Origin of the sequence: Pseudomonas sp. R4-34-07 (genome assembly GCF_003852375.1) — a bacterium.
GTDB lineage: Bacteria > Pseudomonadota > Gammaproteobacteria > Pseudomonadales > Pseudomonadaceae > Aquipseudomonas.
This window is the reverse complement of sequence record NZ_CP027760.1, coordinates 995598-1019815: the sequence shown is the minus strand read 5'-3', so window position 1 is coordinate 1019815 and position 24218 is coordinate 995598. Positions and strand designations below refer to the sequence as shown.

At 61.6% G+C, this 24218-nt stretch carries 24 protein-coding genes and 1 riboswitch; of the genes, 11 read left to right on the top strand and 13 right to left on the bottom strand.

The features are described from left to right. Positions 1 to 101: 101 nt before the first annotated feature. Genes C4J85_RS04525 through C4J85_RS04510 form a run of 4 tightly spaced genes read left to right on the top strand, consistent with a single transcriptional unit; the run spans position 102 to position 3544 of the window. Positions 102 to 692 (top strand): paraquat-inducible protein A, encoded by a 591-nt coding sequence (locus tag C4J85_RS04525; RefSeq protein WP_124409070.1) that lies wholly within the window; start codon positions 102 to 104, stop codon positions 690 to 692. Beyond that, positions 689 to 1333, top strand: a complete 645-nt coding sequence (locus C4J85_RS04520; RefSeq protein WP_124409069.1) for a paraquat-inducible protein A — start codon at positions 689 to 691, stop codon at positions 1331 to 1333. The genes C4J85_RS04525 and C4J85_RS04520 overlap by 4 nt, the downstream gene beginning before the upstream one ends. After that, positions 1314 to 2969, top strand: coding sequence for an intermembrane transport protein PqiB (locus C4J85_RS04515; RefSeq protein ID WP_124365866.1), 1656 nt, complete (start codon positions 1314 to 1316; stop codon positions 2967 to 2969). Before C4J85_RS04520 ends, C4J85_RS04515 begins: the two co-directional genes overlap by 20 nt. A 14-nt stretch (positions 2970 to 2983) precedes the next feature. Then, a complete protein-coding gene (locus C4J85_RS04510) occupies positions 2984 to 3544 on the top strand; it encodes a membrane integrity-associated transporter subunit PqiC (RefSeq protein WP_124409068.1) in 561 nt (186 codons plus the stop codon). A gap of 12 nt (positions 3545 to 3556) precedes the next feature. Here the strand turns inward: C4J85_RS04510 and C4J85_RS04505 are convergent, their stop codons facing one another. The 5 genes from C4J85_RS04505 to C4J85_RS04485 all read right to left on the bottom strand — a co-directional run bounded on the left by C4J85_RS04505 (position 3557) and on the right by C4J85_RS04485 (position 12701). Further along, positions 3557 to 6286 carry a LuxR C-terminal-related transcriptional regulator gene (locus C4J85_RS04505; protein ID WP_124409067.1) on the bottom strand — a complete coding sequence of 910 codons (2730 nt, stop codon included), beginning with the start codon at positions 6284 to 6286 and terminating at the stop codon, positions 3557 to 3559. 255 nt (positions 6287 to 6541) lie between these two features. Beyond that, complete coding sequence (locus C4J85_RS04500; protein WP_124365863.1) at positions 6542 to 7906, bottom strand: DUF1329 domain-containing protein; 1365 nt, start codon at positions 7904 to 7906, stop codon at positions 6542 to 6544. Positions 7907 to 7946: 40 nt separating this feature from the next. Next, on the bottom strand, positions 7947 to 9806 hold the full coding sequence (locus C4J85_RS04495; protein WP_124406298.1) for a DUF1302 domain-containing protein: 1860 nt from the start codon (positions 9804 to 9806) through the stop codon (positions 7947 to 7949). A 333-nt stretch (positions 9807 to 10139) separates the two neighbouring features. Next, a complete protein-coding gene (locus C4J85_RS04490) occupies positions 10140 to 11822 on the bottom strand; it encodes a fatty acid--CoA ligase (RefSeq protein ID WP_124409066.1) in 1683 nt (560 codons plus the stop codon). Between the two features lie 246 nt (positions 11823 to 12068). After that, on the bottom strand, positions 12069 to 12701 hold the full coding sequence (locus C4J85_RS04485; RefSeq protein ID WP_124365860.1) for a LysE family translocator: 633 nt from the start codon (positions 12699 to 12701) through the stop codon (positions 12069 to 12071). Between the two features lie 84 nt (positions 12702 to 12785). On the opposite strand from C4J85_RS04485, the gene C4J85_RS04480 reads away from it, so the two are divergent. From C4J85_RS04480 to C4J85_RS04470, 3 genes are all read left to right on the top strand, one after another. Next, positions 12786 to 13751 carry a 2-hydroxyacid dehydrogenase gene (locus tag C4J85_RS04480; RefSeq protein ID WP_124411163.1) on the top strand — a complete coding sequence of 322 codons (966 nt, stop codon included), beginning with the start codon at positions 12786 to 12788 and terminating at the stop codon, positions 13749 to 13751. 30 nt (positions 13752 to 13781) lie between these two features. Continuing rightward, on the top strand, positions 13782 to 14780 hold the full coding sequence (locus C4J85_RS04475; RefSeq protein ID WP_124409065.1) for a class I SAM-dependent methyltransferase: 999 nt from the start codon (positions 13782 to 13784) through the stop codon (positions 14778 to 14780). Positions 14781 to 14831: 51 nt separating this feature from the next. Then, positions 14832 to 14951: riboswitch (yybP-ykoY riboswitch) on the top strand. An 89-nt stretch (positions 14952 to 15040) separates the two neighbouring features. Beyond that, the gene (locus tag C4J85_RS04470) at positions 15041 to 15625 is read left to right on the top strand and encodes a TMEM165/GDT1 family protein (RefSeq protein WP_124361337.1); all 585 of its coding nucleotides are present in this window, start codon (positions 15041 to 15043) and stop codon (positions 15623 to 15625) included. Between the two features lie 239 nt (positions 15626 to 15864). Here the strand turns inward: C4J85_RS04470 and C4J85_RS04460 are convergent, their stop codons facing one another. The 4 genes from C4J85_RS04460 to C4J85_RS04445 form a co-directional block, all read right to left on the bottom strand. Beyond that, the gene (locus C4J85_RS04460; RefSeq protein WP_124361336.1) at positions 15865 to 16683 is read right to left on the bottom strand and encodes a M48 family metallopeptidase; all 819 of its coding nucleotides are present in this window, start codon (positions 16681 to 16683) and stop codon (positions 15865 to 15867) included. Between the two features lie 93 nt (positions 16684 to 16776). After that, complete coding sequence (locus C4J85_RS04455; RefSeq protein WP_124365858.1) at positions 16777 to 17397, bottom strand: SOS response-associated peptidase; 621 nt, start codon at positions 17395 to 17397, stop codon at positions 16777 to 16779. A 36-nt stretch (positions 17398 to 17433) separates the two neighbouring features. After that, positions 17434 to 17694, bottom strand: coding sequence for a putative signal transducing protein (locus C4J85_RS04450; RefSeq protein ID WP_124361334.1), 261 nt, complete (start codon positions 17692 to 17694; stop codon positions 17434 to 17436). 15 nt (positions 17695 to 17709) lie between these two features. Next, positions 17710 to 17892: a CPXCG motif-containing cysteine-rich protein gene (locus C4J85_RS04445; protein ID WP_124361333.1), complete on the bottom strand. Its 183-nt coding sequence runs from the start codon at positions 17890 to 17892 to the stop codon at positions 17710 to 17712. A 132-nt stretch (positions 17893 to 18024) separates the two neighbouring features. Here C4J85_RS04445 and C4J85_RS04440 point away from each other — a divergent pair, with 132 nt between their 5' ends. After that, positions 18025 to 19188: a 1-acyl-sn-glycerol-3-phosphate acyltransferase gene (locus C4J85_RS04440; protein WP_177412739.1), complete on the top strand. Its 1164-nt coding sequence runs from the start codon at positions 18025 to 18027 to the stop codon at positions 19186 to 19188. 121 nt (positions 19189 to 19309) lie between these two features. Here the strand turns inward: C4J85_RS04440 and C4J85_RS04435 are convergent, their stop codons facing one another. Beyond that, a complete protein-coding gene (locus C4J85_RS04435; RefSeq protein WP_124365855.1) occupies positions 19310 to 19567 on the bottom strand; it encodes a hypothetical protein in 258 nt (85 codons plus the stop codon). Between the two features lie 180 nt (positions 19568 to 19747). Between C4J85_RS04435 and C4J85_RS04430 the strand changes: the two genes are divergently transcribed. Further along, positions 19748 to 19957, top strand: a complete 210-nt coding sequence (locus C4J85_RS04430) for a hypothetical protein (RefSeq protein ID WP_124361330.1) — start codon at positions 19748 to 19750, stop codon at positions 19955 to 19957. 56 nt (positions 19958 to 20013) lie between these two features. Here C4J85_RS04430 and C4J85_RS04425 read toward each other — a convergent pair whose 3' ends face one another. Then, a complete protein-coding gene (locus C4J85_RS04425; protein WP_124361329.1) occupies positions 20014 to 20598 on the bottom strand; it encodes a YajG family lipoprotein in 585 nt (194 codons plus the stop codon). Positions 20599 to 20781: 183 nt separating this feature from the next. On the opposite strand from C4J85_RS04425, the gene C4J85_RS04420 reads away from it, so the two are divergent. Together C4J85_RS04420 and mqo are read left to right on the top strand one after the other, a co-directional pair. After that, a complete protein-coding gene (locus C4J85_RS04420) occupies positions 20782 to 21015 on the top strand; it encodes a hypothetical protein (protein ID WP_124365853.1) in 234 nt (77 codons plus the stop codon). Positions 21016 to 21715: 700 nt separating this feature from the next. Further along, on the top strand, positions 21716 to 23251 hold the full coding sequence (gene mqo / locus C4J85_RS04415; protein WP_124406294.1) for a malate dehydrogenase (quinone): 1536 nt from the start codon (positions 21716 to 21718) through the stop codon (positions 23249 to 23251). 103 nt (positions 23252 to 23354) lie between these two features. Here the strand turns inward: mqo and C4J85_RS04410 are convergent, their stop codons facing one another. Together C4J85_RS04410 and C4J85_RS04405 are read right to left on the bottom strand one after the other, a co-directional pair. Then, complete coding sequence (locus C4J85_RS04410) at positions 23355 to 23642, bottom strand: PA4642 family protein (RefSeq protein WP_124365851.1); 288 nt, start codon at positions 23640 to 23642, stop codon at positions 23355 to 23357. 108 nt (positions 23643 to 23750) lie between these two features. Beyond that, positions 23751 to 24218 (bottom strand): WbuC family cupin fold metalloprotein, encoded by a 468-nt coding sequence (locus C4J85_RS04405; RefSeq protein WP_124365850.1) that lies wholly within the window; start codon positions 24216 to 24218, stop codon positions 23751 to 23753.

Below are 24218 nucleotides of genomic sequence, written 5' to 3'. Positions count from 1 at the left end.
AGTAATAGGTAAAACGGTGGCATCGGCTGCTAAGCTACGCAAACGCGATTGGCTCTCCGGCAACGGCCAGCACCCTAGCCAGTCGCTTTTGGAGCAGCCCTATGGCGAATCAACAGGTCATCTGCGAACACTGCGACTGCGTTTATCAGAAAGTCACGCTCGCCAAACATCAGAAAGCCCTGTGCGTACGCTGCGAGGGAGTACTGCAGCGCTATAACGGCCTGTCGGTGCAGCAGCGCCTCGCACTGACGCTCACCGCAGCGGTGTTGTGGGCGTCCGCCAATTTTTATCCGGTGATGAGCATCAGCCTGCAGGGCCTGAAGAACAGCGCGACACTCTGGGATTCGGTGGTCGCGCTGAGCCAGGGGCCGATCACGTTTATCGCCTTGGTGGCAGCAATTTCCATGATTATCGCGCCGGTGTTTCAGCTGCTGCTGCTGATCTGGGTATTGAGTTTTGCCCTATCCGGCAGGCGCTCACCGGCCTTCAAGCTGTGCATGCGCTGGCTGGAAGCCCTCAGGCCCTGGAGCATGCTGGAGGTGTGCCTGTTGGGCGCGATGGTGGCAGTGTTCAAGCTGGCCGGCATGCTCGATGTGATACCCGGCATCGGCTTGTTCGCGCTGGCCGCCCTCAGCCTTTTGCTGATCCGCATCGCCGGGCGCGATGTGCGTGATCTGTGGGACACCCTATGAATTCGCCGCCCACCGCCCGCGAACTCAACCTGTGCCTGTGCCACACCTGCGGCCAGCCGTGCGACATGCGCAACGAACCCGCCGAGTGTGAGCGCTGCGGCGCCCCCTTGCACCGGCGCAAGGTTCAGTCCCTGACCCGCACCTGGGCCTACCTGCTCACGGCACTGGCATTTTATGTGCCGGCGAACATATTGCCGGTGATGAACACCACCATGCTCGGCTCCGGGGCGGACAGCACCATCATGAGCGGCGTGCTGGAATTCTGGCAGCATGGCGCCTGGGACATTGCGCTGATCATTTTCATCGCCAGCATTGCCGTGCCGGGCATCAAGTTCGTGTCCCTGGGGCTGCTGCTGATCACGGTGCAGCGCAATAGCCAGTGGGCGCGCAAGGAGCGCTCGAAGCTGTTCCGGTTTATCGAGCTGATCGGCTATTGGTCGATGCTGGATGTGATCGTGGTGGCACTGGTGGCCGCGCTGGTGAAGTTCCAGGCCCTGGGCGACATCGAGCCGCGCCTGGGCATTCTGTTTTTTGGCCTGGTGGTCGTGTTCACGATGCTCGCGGCCATGAGTTTCGATCCCCGGCTGATCTGGGAAAATCCACACAATGAGGAGACCTCGGATGAGCTCATCCAAGGCTGATGCTGACACCCCTGCGGGAACACCCGTAATCAAGACGCGTCGCTTCAGCGTTTCGCTGGTATGGATCGTGCCGATTGTCGCCGTGCTGGTGGGTATCTCCCTGGTGGTCCATAGCGTGCTGCAACAGGGCCCGACCATCACCCTCAACTTCAAGACCGGCAGCGGGCTGGTCGCCAACAAGACCGAGGTCAAGTACCGCAACGTGGTCATCGGCCAGGTCACCGGTGTCGCCTTGAGCGATGACCAGAAAAGCGTCAACGCCACCGTCGAGTTGGCCAAGCAGGCGCAGAGCTTCACCCGCGAAGACTCGAAGTTCTGGGTGGTGCGCCCGCGCATCGGCGCCGGCGGTGTGTCCGGCATCGACACCTTGCTGTCCGGCGACTACATCGGTGCCGATATCGGCCAGTCCGACACCCGCGCCAAACAATTCAAAGGCCTGGAAAACCCGCCGCCCATCACCTACGGCGAGCCAGGCAAACGCTTCACCCTGCATACCCAGGGCCTGGGGTCGCTGGATATCGGCTCGCCGGTCTATTACCGCAAGATCCCGGTCGGCCAGGTCGTTGCCTATGAATTGGACAGCGAGGGCAAGGGCGTGAATATCGAGGTGTTCGTGCATGCGCCCAATGACGCGTACGTCACCGAGAACACGCGCTTCTGGAACGCCAGCGGTGTCGACCTCAGCGTCGGCGCCAACGGCTTCGCGCTGAAGACCGAATCGTTGTCGTCCATGTTGATGGGCGGCGTCTCCTTCCAGGCACCGCCCTACAACCCCAACGACAAGCCCGCCGAGGAAAACCGCAACTTTGAACTGTTCGAAGACCAGCAAAGTGCCCTCGCCCCGCCCAATGGCAAGGGGCAATACATGGTGCTGCGCTTCGATCAAGCCCTGCGCGGGCTGAAAGTTGACGCCCCGGTGGAATTCCTCGGCGTCGAGTTTGGCAAAGTGGTCTCGATCAACCTGGATTTCGACGCCAAAAAGCGCAGCTTCCCGGTCAACGTCGGCATCGTGATCTACCCGCAACTGCTCGGCCAGGCGCACACCAAGCTGCTCAAGGCGATGAACAATAACCCTGACGATGAAGCGGCCGGCGTGCGCCTGATCGGCAGCTTCATCGAAAACGGCCTGCGCGCCCAGGCGCGCAGCGGCAACCTGCTGACCGGTCAGCTGTACATCGCCCTGGACTTCTACCCCAAGGCCGAGAAAGTCGCGTTTGACCCGAACCAGCGCCCCGTGGGTATCCCCACCCTTCCCGGCAACCTGGAACAATTGCAGGAGAAATTCGAAGGCATCGTCAACAAGATCAGCCAGCTGCCGGTCGAGCGTATCGCCGGCAATCTCGACGCCAGCCTGGTCGAGCTGCGCAAGGGCCTGGCGCAATTCAATGCCAAGACCCTGCCCGGCGTGCAGACGACCCTGGGCGACGTGAGCAAGACCCTGCAGTCGGCCAGTTCCACCCTGGCCGAAGACTCGCCGCAGCGCGAACAACTGACCCAGACCCTGGATGAACTGGCGCGCATGTCGCGCTCCCTGCGCGAGCTTTCGGATTACCTGGGCCGGCATCCGGAGTCGCTGATTCGCGGTCGCGCCGATAATGCCGCACCCCTGGACCTGCAAGGGCCACCCCGCAAATGACCATTGGAGCCGCCATGACAGTGCCGTTGAAAATCACCCTGGTGACTGCCCTGCTGTTGCTCGCGGCATGCCGCAGCGAGCCGATTGCATTCCACACCTTGACCCCGGCGCACTTGAATAACGCCACACGGGCGGATGCCGATTCAGTCCGCATTGAAAGCATCAGCGTGCCGCCCCAGGTCGACCGTGCGCAGATAGTGATCCGCCAGGGCGACAGCGGCCTGGCGATCCTCGAAACCCAGTGGTGGGCCGCCACCCTCGCCGATGAGCTGAGGAGCGCGCTGGTCGACCAGTTGGCCGGCAGCGATGCCCGGCAAGCCGTGTCGTTGCGCGTGGAAGTGCAGCGCTTCGATTCGGTGCCGGGGCAATACGCGCTGCTCGATGTGCGTTGGCGCCTCAGGCCGGCTGGCGGCGGTGATCGCCCTGCGCTGACCTGCCGCTCGACCTTGCAGTCACCGGCCGGCCCGAGCATCGATGACGTGGTGGTGGCGCACCAGAACAACCTCAAGCGCTTCGCCGCGCTGATCAACCACGCCGCAGGTTCTTCCCTGAAGCAGTGCCCGAGCGCGCCATGAACGGTTGTGCACTCAAGCCAGCAAGCCCATCGACTTGGCCCGCGCCACCGCCTGGGTGCGGCGCTCCACGCCCAGCTTGCTGTTGATATGGCTGGCGTGGGTTTTCACTGTGTGCAGGGAAATGAACAACTGGTTGCTGATTTCCTGGTTTGAACAGCCCTGGGCGATCAACTGCAGGACCGCCAGCTCCCGTGTACTCAGGGTTTCATGGTGAGGCGCGATCGCGACGACGGCGCTTGCCGGTAGCAGCGCCAGCAATGCCTGGTGCAACGGCTGATGGGGCGGCTTGCCCAACTGCTCGCGCAGCCAATCCGGATAGTCCTCGAGCAACCGCTGGAACGGTTGCAACGCGCCGCCCGCGCCGGCGTCGAGTGCGCGGGCCAATACCGGCCTGGCCTTGGCTTCCTGGCCACACGCCAGCAGAACATGGGCCTGCTGGGTCAGCGCCATCAGGGCAATCATCTGGCGGCCACTGCCGAGCGCCTGCTGCGCCAGGTCCTCAAGCCGTCGCAATGCCCTATCGGGCTGATGGCGAATGGCGTCCAGCGCGGCCTGTTGCAGCTCCACATGTTGTGGCAAGTGCGGATGAAACTCCGGTGCGGCGGCCGCCTGCTCGCCTGTGTAGGTCTGCCCCAGCCGCGTCAGCCAGGCATCGGCCAGGTCGGTACGGTCCTGGGCCAGCCACAGTTCGCATTTGATCAGGGTGATCATCGCCAGGTAGTAGATCGGCGGCACGTCCCAGATATGCATCAAGCGCTCAGCCTCGGCCAACTCGGCAAAGGCAGCAGAGAAATCGCCTCGCCGCCCTTCGAAGCTGGCGATCACGCAATGTCCGATCAGCACGCTGATATCCCGGCAGGCACGGGCTTCGGTCAGGCCGGCACGCAAACGCGCAAGCCCGGCTTCGGGCTGGTAACGCAGCAGCAGCAGGTAGCCTTCATACAACGACAACCGCGCGCGTACGGCGTACAGCCGCTGGGGTGCCAGCCCCTGCAGGCGCAGCAGGCCCTGGCGCACTTCGTCCAGGGCGCGCAGGATCTCGCCCCGCGCTTGCAGCACCCGGGCCCGGTCGTAATGAGCCAAGGCTTCAAACAGCGGGTTGCCGACGCGCTGCGCCAGTTCCAGGGATTCGCGGTTCAGGCCACGAGCCCGCCACAGATCGGCATCGACGATCGCCAGGTTGGAGAGGGTCGACAGGCACATCAAACGCTGGCCGTAACGCTTGTGCGGCAGGCTCTCCAGCGCCTCGTTGCAATAGCGCTGGGTCAATTCGCGGTCCCCTCGCCCACGGGCGATGATCCCGCTCAGTGCCAGCCATTGGGCCAGCATGGATTTTTGCGCGGTGGCCGACGGCGCCGGCAGGAAGCGACTGAGGTAGCCGGACAGCTCCTGCGCCGCATCCAACTGGCAGGCCAGCCCCAGCGCCCAGCTGTAGAGCACGATCAAGCGCGGGGTGCTGATCAACAGGCTGTCGGGCAAGTCCATCTTCCAGCGCAGCAGCATGCCGACATTCTGCTCGGCCAGCAGCTGTTCTTCGGAGAGGTTCTGCACCAGGTTCGCCGCCACATCCAGGTGCCCGGCCCGCAGCGCCTGCTCCACCGCCTCATCGATCAGGCCCTGGGCGTTGAACCAGCGACAGGCGCGCAGGTGCAGACTGGCCAACGGTAACGTGGCGCTCTTTTCGCGGCGGGCGCGCAGCAGGTCGGAAAACAAATGGTGATAACGGTACCAGTGACCGTGTTCATCCAGCGGCACCAGAAACACCTGATGGGCCTGCAGGTAGCGCAGGATTTCCGGGCTGTCATGGGCCTCGCGGACCGCATCGCACAGCTCGCTGCAAAAGCGCTCCTGGGGTGCGGTGTCGTACAGGAATGCTTGCACCTCCGCAGGCAGGCAATCGATGACTTCTTCCAGCAAGTAATCGCGAATCAGCCCTTCGCCACCGTTCAGACCCTGCGGCAGGGCGCCGTCATTGCCGGCTTCGGAGGCCGCCAGCAGCCAGAAGCGCAGGCCGGCGACCCAGCCCTCGCTGCGCCGAATCAGATTTTCCAGGGCCTCGCCACGTAACGAACTGCTGTGCCGGTCCAACACGGCCAGGGATTCGTCATGGGTCAGGCGCAGGTCTTGCTCATGCAATTCCAACAGGTGCCGCGACAGGCGCAGGCGCGCCAGGTGCCAATTCGGGCGCTGGCGGCTGGTGACCAGCACCACCAGGCCATCGGGCAAATGATTGAGGAAAAATTGCAGGCAACGGTCCAGCACCGGCCCCTGGGCCAAGTGGTAGTCATCCAGCACCAGCAACAGCGGCGCCTTGACGGACAGGTGCACCGTCAGCTCATCGAGCAGGCCATCGAGCCATTCTTCAAAGGCAAAGGGTTGGTGACGCTGACGCATTTTCAGCAGGCCCAGGGACTGGGCGCCGAGTTGCGGAAAATACTGGCGCAAGCCTTCGAGCAGGCGCTCGAGAAAACGGCCAGGGTCGCTGTCCCGTGGGCTCAGGCCCAGCCACAGGTTTTGCCAGTGGGCGGGCAGGCTCTGGCAGAACTCCACCGCCAGGGAGCTCTTGCCGAACCCCGCCGGCGCGCTGACCAGCAACAGTCGCCCTTCCAGGCCGGCACCAAGGCGTTCGCACAGGCGTGGGCGCAGCACGTAGCCATCAGGCAGCGGCGGCCTGTAGAAGCGGCCTTCCAGGGTCGGAATCACCGCGCTGGCAGGCCCTTGGATTCGGGACAGATCAGTCATCGCCGGGCTCTTGTGGAAGGCTGTTGTCGGCATTGCAGATGTCCGCAGACTAGCGGTAAAAGCGGCGGGATTGTAGATCTTTGCAACAAATGCCTGAAAAAGAACTGCGACAAAAAATATCCCCCACGGACACCCCAAACAAAAGTGGGAGGGGGCTTGCTCCCGATAGCGGCGGATCAGTCAATGCATGTGTCGACTGTCAGACCGCTATCGGGAGCAAGCCCCCTCCCACAGGGGTATCAACATAGGTTCAGGTTAGCGCACGCCATCCTGGCGCAGGGCCGCTGGAGTGAAGTCGCTGGTGGTGGCGGTGAAGCCGAAGTCATAGGCCTGTTTCTCTTCGTTCTTCATGCCCAGGGCCAGGTAGCGGCCGGACTGCAGGTCGTAGAGGGTTTCCAGGGCGTACCACGGCACTTGCTTGTCGTAGTAGTTCTCGGCATGGGCTTCGGCGACGCGCCACAGTTGGCCACGGCCGTCGTAGTGATCGATCACCGCTGCTTGCCAGGTGTCTTCGTCAATGAAGAAGTCACGCTTGGCGTAGATGTGGCGCTGGCCTTCCTTCAAGGTGGCGACCACATGCCAGACACGGCGCAGCTCATAGCGCGCCAGGTCCTGGTTGATATGGCCGGCCTTGATGATGTCGGCGTACTTGAGCTTCGGATCATCGATCTTGTAGCTGTTGGAGGCGATGTAGATTTCCTTCTTGCCTTCCAGTTTCCAGTCGTAGCGGTCCGGCGCGCCGTTGTACATGTCGAGGTTGTCGGAGGTACGCAGGCCATCGGCGGCGGTGCCCGGCCCGTCATAGGACACTTGCGGTGCCCGGCGCACACGGCGCTGGCCGGCGTTGTAGACCCACGCCGAACGCGGCTCCTTCACCTGGTCGAGGGTTTCGTGCACCAGCAGTACACCACCGGCCAGGCGCGCCGGCGCGGTGACTTGCTGCTTGAAGTAGAACAGCACGTTGCCTGGGTTTTTCGGGTCGAAGTCCTTCATCTTGTCGCGGAACACGAACTGGTCGCGGAAGTACACCAGGCTGTAGGAACCGTTGGTTTGCGGTGTGGCCTGGGTGACCAGGCGGGTGACGCTGCCACCGCGATAACGGGTGATGTGGTTCCAGATGACTTCCACACCGCTTTTCGGAATCGGGAACGGCACGGCCGTCTCGAAGTTTTCCAGGCCGTTACCGCCAGACACCAGGTTGGTGGTGGTGGCGTTTTTCTTGATCGCAGCGAACACCTCCGCCGGCACCGTGGCGCCGCGATGGGTCGGATAGACGGGCATCTTGAACGAGTCCGGGTAGCGCTTGAACATCGCGTACTGCCCCGGCGCCAGCTTGTCTTTGTATTGCTCGACGTTTTGCGCGGTGATGGTGAACTGCGGTTGTTCGCTGGCATAAGGGTTGGCCAGGAAGCCTTTGGCATCCACGGCGCCGGCGTTGGTCGGCATCGGCGTCCATTTCGGGATGGTGCCGGCCGCGTTACCGGCCATTTCGGCGCCCATTGGGGTCAGGCTGGTGCCGAGCTTGGCTGCTTCATCGGCCGAGACCGCCGCCATGACGTTGCTCGCCAGGATCGACAGCCCAAGCACACCCACGTGCAACAGACTTTTAGTTATTTTCATACTGGTCTTCCTGAATACATGCCACTTGAAAAGAGTGTGCTTAGAAGTTGGCGCCAAAGCTCAACGCGACAAAGTCACGGTCATCCACGGTGCTGAACCTGCCACCAAAGAAGTTGGTGTAGGCCAGGCTCGCGGTGTAGGTGTTCTGGTATTCGGCATCCAGGCCCAGACTGACCGCCTTGCGCCCTTCTTCGAAGTTGGCGCCAGGGCCCGGCGAGTAACCTTTGACGTCATGGGACCAGACCACGTTGGGCTTGAGGTTGACGCCAGCGAACACGTCCGGGTATTCCCAGATGGCACGGGCGCGATAACCCCAGGAGGTTGCGGTGGTGTAGCCGTCGTTGTTGCAGTTGGTGTTCAGGCCAGCCGCGTTGGGCAAGCCGGCGCCGTTGGCGGTGGAGTTGTTAAGCGCGTTGCAGAACCCACCTGGCAAGGTGCCGGGACCGAAGACCGGATCGCGGCCATAGCGCGCCTGGGATTTGCTTTCCAGCCCACCCACATGGGTCACGCCGATTTCACCCACGGTGGTCAGGCGGCTGGCGCCCATTACCTGGTCGAAGAAGTGCGTGAAGGTGGTCTGGAATTGGGTCACTTCCTTGCGGTTGTAACCGTGCAGGTCCTGGCCTGGCGAGCCCTTTAGCACCGACGCGTTGCCAAAGCCCGGAATCGGCGTGACGCCGGCAAACAGGATATCGGTGGTGCTCAACTGCACCGGCGCATTCGGACGGTAGCTCAACTCACCGCTCCAGGCGGTGCCGGTAGGCAGGGTGGTGGAGAAGCTCAAACCGTAGAGGCGGATATCTTCCGGGTACTCCACGAAGTAGTTGGAGCTGCCCGCCACGATCAACGGACGCAAGGCCCCCAGCGGACCCAGTGGACGGGTGTAGGCCGACGACGGCGCGCCCTGTGCACTGAAGATCGGCGCACGGCTGTGGTAGTTCATGAAGTAGGCGCCGAATTCGGTATCCAGCGGCTCGAAGTTGTAGTGCATGGCCATGCCGAACTGGCCGCTGTCGCGGGCATCGCGGTCGGGGCCACGGCGCACGAGCACGCCTTCGCTGTTCACGTCCACACCCAGGGCGCCCAACGTCGGCAATGCTGCGCCGGGGATGGTCGAGCGCTTGTTCAGTACCCGCAGGTTATTGCTGCAGCCATCGGAAATCACGTCCGGCTGGGAGAAGAAGGTGCCGCAGTTATCGGTGACGGTCTGGTCCCATTCCAACTGGTAAAACGCCTCGGCCGACAGGTTGTCGGTGAGCGTCTGGGACACGTAGAACATGTTGACCGGAATCAAGCCTTCCTTGATCTCGGCCCCTGGACGACGAAACGCCGACACGTCGATCGGGTTGATGGAGTTGATACCGCCGCCAATGAAGGTGCTTTCGCCCCAGCTCACCACCTGCTTGCCAAACCGCACGGAACCCGGCGCATCGGCGATCGAGTAGTTGTGGTAGACGAACGCATCGAGGATCTGCCCGCCCGACGACTTGGCGCCTTCCTTGCGGTTGTTGTCGCTGATGTCCTTGAACAGACGGCTTTCGTCCTTGAGCTCAAAGTCGTACCAGTACTTGCCACGCACAAACACACCGGTGTCGCCGTACTTCAGTTCCAGGTCGTGGATGCCCTTGAAGATCTTCGAGAACGTTTCTCCGCGCTTGAAGTTCAGGTGCCCGTCATCGGAGGTCTGGGACAAGCCCTTGCCGCCGTTGTTGGCGCCGATCAGGTCGCGATTGGCCTTGGACGTGCTCCAACTGGCGCCTACCGACAGGGATGAGTCAAAACTCCCTTCGATTTCACCGATGTTGAAACTGACGCCGAATGCGGGCCCGGCGAGCGTAGAAGCGAGACTGACGGCCAGGGGCAGTCGTGCCCGGCGCCAGAACTGGTTTACTGAGGTCATCGACGCTACTCCATGTGCATTTTATTGTTATGGCAGTGAGCTCTTTCGGAAGATGCATGTAACGGCCGGGATACAACGATTCCAATGCCGAGCGACAACCGGGCGACCCTCGCCCGAAGCGCAACATCCACGAAAAACTCTGGAAGGGACTATAGCCAGCAGGGGGTAGTGCTTGATCCCTCTAAAGTGTGATTTGCATCACCAACCCGTCTGCCACAACCCTTTCGCCACGCCGACGAAGGTCGACGCGGCAAGGATGGCTGAAATTCGGCAAATCACAAGTAAAGGCTTGAGATAGAGCAGCGCGCGCCCGAACGGGCGCGGCGAGCGGTGTCAGAGGGTCGACAGGAACGTGCTGTTGTTGGCCTGCCATTGGATGATGTCGATACGGATACGTTTTTTGTCGAGCTTGCCGACGCTGGTCTTGGGAATTTCCGTAACAACGGCGATCTGGCTCGGAATCGCCCACTTGCTCAAGTGGCCCAATTCAACGAACGGCTTGAGGTGCTCCTTGAGCTCACGGGCGCCTATCACATGGCCATCACGCAACACCAACAGGGCAAACGGGCGCTCGCCCCACTGCGGGTCGGCAATGCCCACCACCGCTACTTCGCGTACCGCCGGGTGACGGCTGACCAAGTCTTCCAGGGCCAGGGAGGAGATCCATTCGCCACCGGTCTTGATCACGTCCTTGATGCGGTCACGGATATCGATCACGCCGAACGCGTCCAGGGTGGCGACATCACCGGTGTGCATCCAGCCACCGGCCCACAGCTCGGCGCCCTTTTGCGGCTCGTTGTAATAGCCTTCGGTGAGCCAGGGCGCACGCAGTACCAGTTCGCCCTGGGATTCGCCGTCGGCCGGCAAAAAGTTGCCGTCAGTGTCCATGATCGCCGCTTCAACCAACGGGCCGGGCACGCCAGCCTTGATGCGGTAGGTGGTGCGTTCATCTTCGCTGCCGGCCATCAGCTCGGCATTGAGGTGGGCACAGGACACCAGCGGCCCGGTCTCGGACATCCCGTACGCGGCCGTCAATTGAATGCCACGGGCCTTGGCGGCTTCGTACAGCGAACGGTTGAGCGCGCTGCCGCCGATGACGATTTTCCAACCGCCGAAATCCACGCCCTGGGCGGCCTTGGCATTGAGCAGCATTTGCAGGATGGTCGGCACGCAGTGCGAAAAGGTGACCTTTTCCTGGCGCCACAGCGCCACCAGGTATTCGGGGTCGTATCGGCCGGGGTAGACCTGCTTCAGGCCGAGCATGGTCGCCACATACGGCAGGCCCCAGGCGTGTACGTGGAACATTGGCGTGATCGGCATGTACACGTCGTTGGTGCCAAGCAAACGCACGCTGTCGACGCTGCCCATGATGGTCGCCACGCCGATGGTGTGCAGCACCAGTTGGCGGTGGGTGAAGTACACGCCCTTGGGATTGCCGGTGGTACCGGTGGTGTAGAAGGTGGTGGCGACGGAATTCTCGTCGAAATCCTCGAAGGTGTACTTCGGGCTCGCTGCGGCCAGCAGGGTTTCGTACTCGCCCACCAGGTTGGGCAGGTCGGCGGTCTTGCTGTCGCCGTCGGTGATCAGCAAGGTCTTGTCGACGCTGGTGAGTTGCCCGGCGATGGCCTGGTAAAGCCCCACGAACTCGCTGTTGACCAGCACAAAGCGGTCGTCGGCGTGGTTCATGGTGTAGAGGATCTGTTCCGGCGACAGGCGCACGTTGATGGTGTGGATCACCGCGCCGATCATCGGGATGGCGAACATGCATTCCAGGTAGCGATGGCTGTCCCAGTCCATCACCGCCACCGTGTCACCGGCCTTGACCCCGGCTTCGGTCAGCACATTGGCCAGGCGCGCGACACGCTCGATCAAGGTCGGGTAGGTGTAGCGCAGTTTGTCGCGGTAGATGATTTCCCGGGTCTTTTCGTAACGGGTCCCGGACATCAACAGGCGTTTGATCAACAGCGGGTACTGGTAAGCGCCTTCGGCGGGGGGAATGACACGGGTCTGCAACATACGAATCCCTTTTATGACTGCGCGGTCTTGGCGTGAAGACCTGCACTGTAGAGACGTTATGTTTCAACCAAATCAGCCAAAGGAATGATTTGTAAAGCCCAGCAAATGCTAGCTTTGCGCCATCATTCTGGATTCATGAAGATCAAATGTGGGAGGGGGCTTGCTCCCGATAGCGGTGTGTCAGCCAAGTATTCATTAGCTGATCCACCGCTATCGGGAGCAAGCCCCCTCCCACACAGATCAGGTTTACTTCATGCTGGTAAACGCCAGCTTCACACCAATCGCAATCAGCACAGCGCCCATGGTGCGATCGAACCAATGCCCCATCTTCGCAAACCCGGCGCGCACGCGCTGCTGGCTGAACAGCATGGCCACCAGGCAAAACCACAGCGCCGTCGCCACCGCCAGGTACACGCCATAACCGGCCTGCACCGCCAACGGTGTGTGCGGGTTGATCACCACCGTGAACAGCGACAGGAAAAACAGCGTGGCCTTGGGATTCAAGCCGTTGGTCACAAAACCCGCCGTGAACGCGCCGCGTGGGGTGCGCTCGCCCGCCTCGCGATGCAGCTCGCCTTCGGCCACAGGCTTGGCCGGCTGCGCGCGCAGCGCCTTGAAGCCGATATACAGCAGGTACGCCGCTGCCGCCCATTTCAGCGCATTGAACAGCACGATGGACTGGGACACGATCAAGCCGATGCCCAGCAACGAGTAACCGACATGCAGAAAAATCGCCGAACCGACGCCCAGCGCGGTCCAGGTACCGGCGCGCCGGCCGTGGGTCACGCTTTCGCGCACCACCACGGCGAAGTCCGGCCCGGGACTGGCCACCGCCAACAAGTGAATCAAAGCTACGGTTAAAAACTCGGCGACGTACATGCGCGCTCCATGAAGTAACTGATTATTTCATCTGATAGGCTCAGCAGATTACGCCTTCGAACCTCGTCGCAAAAGGTACAGTTGATCATGAACAATCGCCGCGCCGTCTTCCTCGATCACCCCTCCCTGGACCTCGGCGACCTCGACCTCAGTGGGCTGCGCGACTGCTTCGGCGAGCTGCAGCTGTTCGAGCAGACCACGCCGCAGAATGTGCTCGAACGCTTGCAGGGCGCTCACGTCGCCATCAGCAACAAAATACCGCTCAACGCCGAGACTCTGGCCGCCTGCCCCGACCTCAAGCTGATCCTGGTGTCGGCCACCGGCACCAACAACATCGACCTCGACGCCGCCCGCACCCAAGGCATCACCGTGAGTAACTGTCAGGGCTACGGCACGCCGTCGGTGGCCCAGCACACACTCATGCTGCTGCTCAACCTCGCCACGCGCCTGAACGACTATCAACGGGATGTGGCCGCGGGCAAATGGCAGCAGGCCAGGCAGTTCTGCCTGCTGGACTACCCGATTGTCGAGCTGGAAGGCAAAACCCTCGGCCTGCTCGGGCATGGCGAGCTGGGCAGTGCCGTGGCGCGCCTGGCCGAAGCCTTCGGCATGCGCGTGGTGCTCGGCGCGATTCCCGGGCGCCCTGCCCGCGCCGACCGCGTGCCGCTGGATGAACTGCTGGCGCAGGTCGATGCACTGACCTTGCATTGCCCGCTCAACGAGCACACCCGCGACCTTATCGGCGCGCGCGAACTGGCGCTGCTCAAGCCCGGCGCGTTTATCGTCAACACTGCACGCGGTGGCTTGATCAACGAACAGGCGCTGGCCGATGCGCTGCGCAGCGGGCACCTGGGCGGTGCAGCCACGGATGTGCTGAGTGTCGAGCCTCCGGTCCAGGGCAATCCGCTGCTGGCCGGTGACATTCCTCGGCTGATCGTCACGCCCCATAACGCCTGGGGCAGCCGTGAAGCGCGGCAACGAATCGTCGGGCAATTGCGCGAAAACGCCCTGGGCTTTTTCAACTGTGCCCCGCTTCGCGTCGTCAGTTGATAAACTGCGCCCCTTTTCAAGGAGCAGACCATGGATCCGCGCAGTGAAGTACTGCTTCGCCAGGCCGAACTTTTTCAAGGCAACCTGCTGCTGGTCGGTTTGCCGGCCGACGATTTGCTCGGGCGCCTGCCCAATGCCCACGGTTGGTGCTGGCATGCCGGCGATCAGGCGGCGCTTGCGGCGCGTTTTCCCGAGCGCAGCCAGTTCGGCGTGACCGTGCCTGAGCGCGCATTCGATGCGGCGGTGATTTTCCTGCCCAAGTCCAAAGACCTCACCGACTACCTGCTCAACGCCGTGGCCGCGCGTCTGCCGGGTGCCGAGCTGTTTTTGGTCGGCGAGAAAAAAGCCGGTATCGAAAGCGCCGCCAAGCAGATGATCCCCTTCGGCAAACCGCGCAAACTGGATAACGCGCGGCATTGTCAGCTTTGGCAAGTCACGGTGGGCAACGCGCCGCAAGCGCGCGAACTCGATAGCCTGGCGCAGACCTTCGACGTGCCGCTGGCCGACGGGCCGCTCAAGGTGGTGAGCCTGCCGGGCGTGTTCAGCCATGGTCGCCTGGACCGGGGCACCGAACTGTTGCTGGCGCACCTGGACAAGCTGCCCAGCGGGCATTTGCTCGACTTTGGTTGCGGCGCCGGCGTATTGGGGGCAGCGGTAAAACGTCGCTACCCGCATAACACCGTGACGCTGCTCGATGTGGACGCCTTCGCCGCCGCCAGCAGTCGCCTGACCCTGGCTGCCAATGGCCTGGACGCAGAGGTGTTGACCGGTGACGGCATCGACGCCGCGCCGATGGGCTTGAACGCGATTTTGAGCAACCCACCGTTCCATGTCGGGGTGCACACCGATTACTTCGCTACGGAAAACCTGCTGCGAAAAGCGGCAAAACATCTGGCAAAAGGCGGCGAACTGCGCCTCGTCGCCAACAGCTTCCTGAAGTACCAGCCGCTGATCGAAGAGCATTTGGGCATCTGCGCCGTCAAAGCCGAAGGCAATGGTTTTCGCATCTACCGGGCCAAACGCCCCTGACGGGCGTTTGAAAAAGAAGGCTTGCCGAATGGGTTTTGCCTAGGCAGAATCCGCTCCGTCCTAGGGGAGTAGTCTCCTTTGAGCCCCACGCTCGTCCGGCATACGTCAACATACTTGGTCAGCAGACCATGGCGTATGCGACCCAGGAGTCCGCACAGACGGACCGGGGTTTGACAAGACCTATGACACGCACACCTTACCCGGGGCGGGAAGGCTGTACGTGTCATAGCCGTGTCGACCCGCCCCTGGAAACCTACCTGATGCTGGATTCACTGCTCGTTCCTACCGCAATCGTTGCCCTGGCCGAAATCGGCGACAAGACGCAACTGCTCGCGCTCATTCTCGCTGCTCGCTTTCGCAAGCCCTGGCCCATCATCGCCGGCATCGTCGCCGCGACCCTGGCCAACCATGCGGCGGCCGGTGCGGTAGGCGCCTGGTTCGGGAGTTTCTTCTCCGATGCGGTGCTGCACTGGATTCTCGCGGCCAGCTTCTGTGCCACGGCGCTGTGGACGCTGGTGCCGGACAAACTCGACGATGATGAAGCCAGCACCACGCGCAAGTTCGGGCCGTTCCTGACTACGCTGATTGCGTTCTTCATCGCGGAAATCGGCGACAAGACCCAGATCGCCACGGTGATGCTGGCCGCGCAATACCCGGAACTATGGCTGGTGATTATCGGCACTACGCTGGGGATGCTGATTGCCAACGTACCGGTGGTGCTGGCGGGGAATTTTGCGGCGGAGAAGCTGCCGTTGACGTTGATTCGTCGATTGGCGGCAACGGCGTTTTTCGTACTGGCAATCGTGGCGGTGTACAAGGCCATGCAAAGCAGTGGGTGGATCTAAATCTGCAAACCCAATCCAATGTGAGAGGGGGCAAGCCCTAATGCCAGTCAGTTAAGGCGACACCGAACCTGTGGCGAGGGAGCTTGCTCCCGCTGGACTGCGCAGCAGTCCTTGTTTGCGGCCGCTTCGCGCCCCAGCGGGAGCAAGCTCCCTCGCCACAAGTTATTTCTCGCTCCTGCTACTTCTTAACTGACTGGCATTAGGGCAAGCCCCCTCCCACATTTTGATCCCATCAGGCCTTAGGACTTCTTGGCCTGTTGGTACAGCGGCATGACCTTCGGAATCGCCGCCTGCAACGAAGCAATACGGCTGTCGGACGCCGGGTGCGTGCTCATGAACTCCGGCGGCGCGCCTTCCGAGGCCTTGGCCATCTTGTTCCACAGCGTGATGGCGGCGTTCGGGTTGTAGCCGGCGCGGGCGGCCAGCTCCAGGCCGATCAGGTCGGCTTCGTTCTCATTGCTGCGGCTGTTGGGCAAGGTCATGCCATAGTTAGCCACGGTATCGGCCAGCGCCAGGCTGTCCTGGCCCAGGCCGAACAATGCACCGGCGCCCTGCTTGGCCATCTCGATGCCGTAGGCCTTGGACATGGCTTCGCGGCCGTGTTCACGCAAGGCGTGGGCGATTTCATGGCCCATCACGGCGGCCAGTTCATCATCGGTGAGCTTGAGGTTGTCGATCAACGCGCTGTACACCAGGATCTTGCCACCCGGCCCGCAGTTGGCGTTCATCTCATCGCTCTTGATCAGGTTCACTTCCCACTTCCATTGCGCCGCATCCGGGCGGAAGGTCGGCGCCTGGGCGATCAGGCGATTGGCAATGGCCTGCACGCGCTTGGCGTTGGCGCTGGTCTTGTCCAACACGCCTTTGCCGCTCGCCTCACCCAGGGTCTGCTGATAGGACTGGGCGTACATCTGGTCGACTTCCTGGCTCGACAGCATGCTGAACATGTACTGCTTGCGCTCAACCCCAACCGCGCCGCCGCTGGTGGTATTGACCGACTGACACCCGGCCAGCAGCATCGCTGCCACCAACCCGCTTACCGCCAATGACTTCTTCATGAACACTCTCCCTGAAAACATGGCGCGTATCGTAGGCGTACATTTGTATCGGCGCCAGATACATCAGACATTTAACCGCTGAATGTCGACGGTTCAAGCCGGGGTCAGGCACTCCGGCCCATTGAGCTTGGGATCGTTGACCATATTGGCCAGGACCCGCTCGCGCAAAGCGGCGGGCTCACTGGCCAAAAGACCTTGCAGCACCGCCAGCGGTGTCGCGGGGTCCAGCCAGGCGGCCTGCCCTGCTTCATCCAGGATCAATGGCCGGCGCTGAGCCTGCGCCGCCTGAGTGACCACCGCCGTACTCAACCACACCTGCTCCTGCACCGGATACGCTTCCCAGATCGCCGCAAAAAACAACGTGGATCCCTCCCCCGGCGTCAGCCAGTACGGGCGTTTGCGCTGGGTGCCGCGCCATTCGTAAAACCCGTTGGCCGGCAGCAGGCAACGGCGTTGGCGAAACGCTTCGCGAAACATCGGTTGCTCGGCCAGGGTTTCGGCGCGGGCATGGGCCGGCGTGCGGGACAGGTCAGTGAGCCAGGGCGGCGTCAGGCCCCACCGTGCGCGCGCCAGGGTGAGCTGGCCGTCGAGGGCGCGCTGGATCAGCACCGAATCATTGGGGGAAATATTCCACTGGGCCTGCTGGTCGGCCGGGAACCCCGGCAAGGCAGCAAAAGCGGGGGTCCAGCGAAACAGGGCATAACGTCCACACATGGGGCAACACGACTCTTGGGTAAACCGACCGACAGCCTAACAGACCAATACGTCGGGGAAGCTGTCGGGTTCGTCGCCGGGCAAGGGTTGCGCGGCATTATAGGCGGTGATGAGTTCGCGGGCGTAGGCGGCCTGATCATTGTCGACCTCCAGCCCCAGCAAACCGAAGATCGGCAGTTCACCCGTGCCACCGAGCAAATGGCGCCCCACCAGGTGCGCCTCGATCCCTTCGCTGGCGAGCATCTGTTGCAGCAGCTCGCCTTCCATGAGGTTTTCCGGTTCGTAGATTCGCTGCATGGCGGTACCTGTTGTTTATTCGTTCTCGCTGCGGGTCTCGAGCATCCACTCGTCATCATGCACCTGCAGGTTGAAACTGATCGGCCTGCAGCACACCTGACAGTCCTCGATGTAAACCTGATCACCGCCGGACAAGTCCACCGTCGTTTCGACCGTTTCACCACAATAAGGACAATCGTACAGCGCAGTTTCCAGCATCGCGGTCTCCTGAGTGACTTGTGCGTATAATCGCCGGTCTATTGACAGGGCTATGTTCGGCCAGGCCCATTACCTGGACCGCACCCTGGTGTTTCCTCTACTTACCCTAGCCGTTTCTAACAAGAGAGCATGATGGGCGAATTCGATACCATCCGACCTTACAACGACAGCGAAGTCCCGGCGGTGCTGGACCGGCTGTTCCGTGACAAGGCCTTTCTGGACATCCTGACCCACTTCCGCTTCCCGCGCTTCGCTGGTGCGCTGGGCTGGCTGCTCAAGCCGATGATCGCACGCAAACTGCGTCGTGAATTCGCCGGTGTCACCACCGTGGCGACGCTGCAGGATAAAGTCGAGTATTACGTCGACCATACCATCGACCGCGCGACTGACGGCGTCACCTATACCGGCGTCGAGCAATTGAAATCCGGCAGCGCCTACCTGTTCCTGGCCAACCACCGCGATATCGTGATGGACCCGGCCTTCGTCAACTACGCCGTCTACCATGCCGGTCTGCCGACGCCGCGCATCGCCATCGGCGACAACCTGCTGCAAAAGCCGTTTGTCAGCGACCTGATGCGCTTGAACAAGAGCTTCATCGTGCACCGCTCGATCACCGGGCGAAAGGAAAAGATGGCGGCCTACCAGTTGCTGTCGGCCTACATCAACCATTCGATCCGCAACGACTGCCAGTCGATCTGGATCGCCCAGGCCGAAGGCCGGGCCAAGGATGGGGATGATCGCACCGAATCGGCGATCCTCAAGATGTTCCACGTCAGCCGCAAGGACGAGCCGTTCGCCGAAGTCATCCAGTCGCTGAACCTGACGCCGGTGTCGATCAGCTATGAGTACGACCCGTGCGACGCCGCCAAGGCCCGCGAGCTGTATATCCGCGCTACCACCGGCACCTACTGCAAGGCGCCGGGCGAGGATGACGTCAGCATTGCGCTGGGCATCACCGGCTACAAGGGCCGGGTGCACGTGAACTTCGCGCCGCCGATTACCGAGCGCTTCGAAGACACCAAGGTGCTGGCTGCCGAAATGGACCGGCAGATTCTGGGCGGTTATCGGCTGTTCCCGGTGCACTACCTAGCGTATGCCCAATGGAACGATGCCGACCCACAACTGCAAGTGCCCAAGGCTGCGGACGTATTCCCGGCCGACGAGCTGGCCAAGGCGAAGGCAGAGTGGGAGCGGCGCTTGCACGAATGCCCATCCGAGCACCGCCCGTACCTGGTGACGCAATATGCGATGCCGGTGCGTAATCAGTATCGGGTGAAGGCGGGGATCCCGTTGTAAACACAGGTCAAAAAATGTGGGAGGGGGCTTGCTCCCGATTACGGTGTGTCAGTGCAGGTATTTGCAACTGACCCACCGCTATCGGGAGCAAGCCCCCTCCCACATTTGTTTGGCGGCGTACTTACAAATGGGTACTGAGCCAGGACAACACCAGCGCCAGCCCCAGGCCCGCGAACCCGACGCGGTAAGCCTGGCGATAGGCCCGTTCGGTGCGCGTATCCAGGAACAGCATCGGTTGGTCGATGGCCCGCTCTTCGCTGCGTAGGGCGAGGTCGGCCATCGCACGTTGCGCGCGCAGACGGGTCAGGAACAGCACTACGGCGCCCGAGCAGGCAATCAATAGGGCTACAGCATTGATGAGCAGCGCGGACAACGCCATCGCAAACCTCGGCGAAACAGTATTCGGGTATCGGTCCAGATACAAACCTGAACGATAGTGGCTTCCTGCGCCGTTACTGCTCCCTCCCCGTTGACGGCTAATGTATCCAGTAATTTACAGCGTCACCTGAACGTCACCTTAACAAGCCACTCTGATGCCCTTCGACGTGAGGTGCTTGTCATGCTGCATGCGCAAAACCAGGACCGGCTGTATCTGATTGCCCCAAGCGATGAACAGGAGGCATTGGTCGGCGGCCTTGCGTTCAACGTCCAGGACCGCCACTGGCTGGTGTATTGCGCCCTCGCCGGGCAGGTGCATGCCGACCTGCCGGAGCTGGATTTACTCACTGGCGTGAGCATGTTGGATTTTTATGTCGACACGGCCGCGTGAAAGCGCCAGGCGAAAAAAAACCGGGCTCAGCGATGAGCCCGGTTTTTTTGAACAGCTTATTGCGAACTGAGCAACTGGCCGATGCTTGGGTCCTTGAACAGTCGGGTCAAGGCGTCGCTGAGCACATCGCTGACCAGCTTGGTGTTGGTTTCCTGGTTCGGTGACATACCGAAGCGCTGGTTGAGGGATGCAGCGTAGCGGCCGCTGTAGCGACGCGTACCGGCGCTGACGTCGGACTTGAAGGTTGCGCCGATGGACGCTTCGGTCACATACAGGCCTTCCTTGGGCGACTGGTATTTCAGTTCGGCCAGAGTGACGGTCAGTTGCGGCGCACCCGGCGTGTTGGTCGGCGTAAAGCCCAACAAGCGTACAGCGGCTTCAGCCTGGGCCTGCAGCTTGGGCAGCACGTCCTCGCCGGTCACCGAAATCAGCGCGGTCTCCGGATACAGGCCGCCACGCGAACCCAGCGTAGGTGACGGACGGCCATCCACCACACGCACCGACACCGGCTGGCCGTGACCGACCGGGGCCAACTGCGCCGTGACTTTGGGTTGCGGGCTGAGTTGTTGCGGGCTGTTGGCGCAGCCAACCAAAGCCAAACTGGTCACAGTGATCAAACCGAACAACAGGCGTTGCAACATACTCATTTCTCCAGGACTAGGCGCACACAGGCCGCCAGTATAACGGTGCACGCGCGTCACTCACCAGCAATCCTGAACCGCAGCTGAAGGCATGGGGCAAATTACAATTTCACATAAAAGCGTCATTCCAATGTCATGGCAGACTGAGAACCTTCAAGCATGTAACGCAACCGGTACATCGCCATGCGCCTTCTCAAGTCACTGTTCCTGTCACACGCCCGCCACCGCCACTTTGCCCTGCTCGACGCCCACGGCCATTGCCTGGCGTTCAAGCAATGCAGCCTGCCGCCCGTCGGTGAAGGCTGGGTGGAAGTTGCAGAGACACACCTGGGCTGGATGCACCGCCCGCTGCCGGCCAGTGCACGGGTCAGCCCTGAGTTTGTACGCGCATCTTCACGACAAGCGTTGGCCTCCTGACCAGCGCACTAATAAAAGTCATAAAACACGCCCATTTCCCCGGCGTTCTTCGCTACAATCTCCCCCCGATTATAAGGACGTCTCCTGATCGGGCCCCGCAGCATCGTTATTGCCTCGGCATTAACCTCCCAATTGCCCACAGAGAGCCGCCCACACAGATCGAGTGAAGCTGGCGTGCTTGCTGTTTCCTTTGCAAACCACCCGTCTTTATCGAATCTGCCAGAGCTGCCATTGCGCTCGGCCACTTGAGTTTGTTGCCCGTTTCACGGGCCAGGTGCCAGGCTGGGCAGCCCTTTTTTGAGGTTCACGTCTTCAAAAGAGCGTGAAAAAACGGGTTTTCACAACTTCACAAGAGTGTGGCGAGCAAATGAATAGTTTGGCGTTTGTACAAGCACCATCAGCGTCTGGAACAGCCCAACACAGGACCGAGTACTCCTCAACAACCGGAGCTTGAGCCTGTCCACTACGGATTGGTTGCACGAATCGCACGCTTTGACCATAAGTCGAATTGCCACAGGCGCACATGAATGCGTTCATAGGCAGATTAGCCGGGCAGGAAGCGTGCGCTGAAGTTGCAAAGAATTGCGAAACGGACATGGCGATCCTGGCCATGGGTAACCTGGGGCAACACGTGAACCGCCCCGTCACTCCTGGCAGCCATGCCGTCAATTTGGTGCTGCAGATTTTGGAGACGCGTTAAATGGCGCATAACGAAGCAGTCGACGTAGTTCTGGTAGGGGCCGGCATCATGAGTGCCACCCTGGCCGTACTGCTCAAGGAGCTCGACCCCGGCCTCAAGCTGGAAGTCGTTGAGCTGATGGATTCGGGTGCCGCGGAGAGTTCCAACCCGTGGAACAACGCCGGTACCGGCCACGCCGGGCTGTGTGAGCTGAACTACACGCCGCAGGCCGCCGATGGCTCCATCGACATCAAGAAAGCCGTGCACATCAACACCCAGTTCGAGGTGTCGAAACAGTTCTGGGCGTACCTGACCAAAAAAGGCACCTTTGGCTCGTCCAAATCCTTCATCAGCCCGGTCCCGCACCTGAGTTTCGTGCAGGGCGAAAACGGCGTTGCCTTCCTCAAGAAGCGTTTTGAAACCCTCAGCCAGCACCATGCGTTTTCGGACATGCGCTACACCGAAGACCGCAGCGAGATGGCCGAGTGGATGCCGCTGATGATGCCGGGCCGCCCGCTGGACGAAAAAATCGCCGCGACCCGCGTGATGAACGGTACTGACGTCAACTTCGGCGCCCTGACCAACCAACTGCTCAGCCACCTGACCAGTTCGGCGGACGCCCAGGTCAAGTACTGCAAGCGCGTCACCGGCCTCAAGCGCAATGGTGCCGGCTGGACCGTCAGCATCAAGGACGTCAACAGCGGCAACAGCCGCGACGTGGATGCCAAGTTCGTCTTCCTCGGCGCCGGCGGTGCGGCGTTGCCGCTGCTGCAGGCGTCGGGCATCGAAGAAAGCAAAGGCTTCGGCGGTTTCCCGGTCAGCGGCCAGTGGCTGCGTTGCGACAACCCAGAAGTGGTCAGACAGCATCAGGCCAAGGTCTATAGCCAGGCCGCCGTGGGCTCGCCACCGATGTCCGTACCGCACCTGGATACCCGCGTGGTGGATGGCAAGAAGTCCCTGCTGTTCGGGCCATACGCCGGGTTCACCACCAAATTCCTCAAGCACGGCTCGTTCCTGGACCTGCCGATGTCGATTCGTGCAGGCAACATCGGTCCGATGCTCGCCGTGGCACGCGACAACATGGACCTGACCAAGTACCTGGTCAGCGAAGTGCGCCAGTCCATGGAGCAGCGCCTGGAATCCCTGCGCCGCTTCTACCCCGAGGCGAAAGCCGAAGACTGGCGCCTGGAAGTGGCCGGCCAGCGGGTACAGATCATCAAGAAAGACCCGAAGAAAGGCGGCGTGCTGCAATTCGGCACCGAGCTGGTGGCGGCCAAGGATGGTTCGCTGGCGGCGCTGCTGGGCGCCTCGCCGGGCGCTTCGGTGACGGTGTCGATCATGCTTGACCTGATCGAGCGCTGCTTCCCGGAGAAAGCCAAGGGCGAATGGGCGACCAAGCTGCACGAGATTTTCCCGGCGCGCGAGAAAGTGCTGGAGACGGATGCCGAGCTGTATCGCAAGATCAATACGCAAAACAACATCAGCCTGGAGCTGGTAGATGGAGGTGCGAGCTCGCTCGCGAAAAACGATAACGATAACGCAGCGCATCTGGTTTGACGCGGCGCTCTCAGGTTCTTCGCGAGCAAGCTCGCTCCTACCGTTAAAAGCGAAACGCCCCGGACTCTTATGAGGTCGGGGCGTTTTTTTTTGCTCGGATAAATCAGCTGCGGGCTTTGTCGATCAGCTCGATGTACTCGGCGGCGTTGCGCTGGTCCTTGATCAGGTCGACAAAGGTCTGGCCATGCTCATCCTTGCCATCCAGGTCCAGACCGGCCTCCTTGAAGAAGCCCAGGAAGCGCTCGAAGTCGTCGATACGCAGGCCGCGATAGGCCTTGATCAGTTTGTGCAGGGACGGGGACGTCGCATCGACCGGCTCGAAGTTCAGGAACAATTTGATCTGGTCGTCGCCGATCTCGTCACCGATCACCTGTTTTTTATCTTTACGCATTACCGACTCCAGCCTGCAGACATTGATACGGGGGTTGAAGTCTACCTGTGGTGCACAGGCTTCGAAAGCGCTGAAGAGCCGGTGTTTTGGCTACAGCAGCACTGCAGCTCAATCGAACTGGGCGAGCATCCAGCGTTGGTAGTCAGCCACACCGGCATCGCCCTCGCGGGGCGCCCAATCGGCCAACTCACCCTCACCCACCGGTCGATAGGGCCCGGCCTTGCACTCGAACATCACCGTATCAGGCTCCAGCACGACCAGGCCGTGGAACACGCCCGGCGGCAGGTCGACGCCCGCGCACTCGCCCCCTGCCTGCATCACGCGCTTGGTGATGACCTCACCGGTGTCGCTGAATATCAGCAGGCCCAGTCGCCCCTGGAGCACCAGCAAGGTTTCCGCCTTGTCCGCGCTCAAGTGCCGATGCGGCGGTACATAGGTACTCGGCTGCAGGGCCACGGCGAGCCGATGACACGGCTCTTCCATCTGGTGGAAATTGTGATGGTGCCGGCCACGGGGGCTGGCGCCCGCTTTCTCGGCCAACTCTGCAAATAACGTCTGATCAAGAAAGCGGGCCAT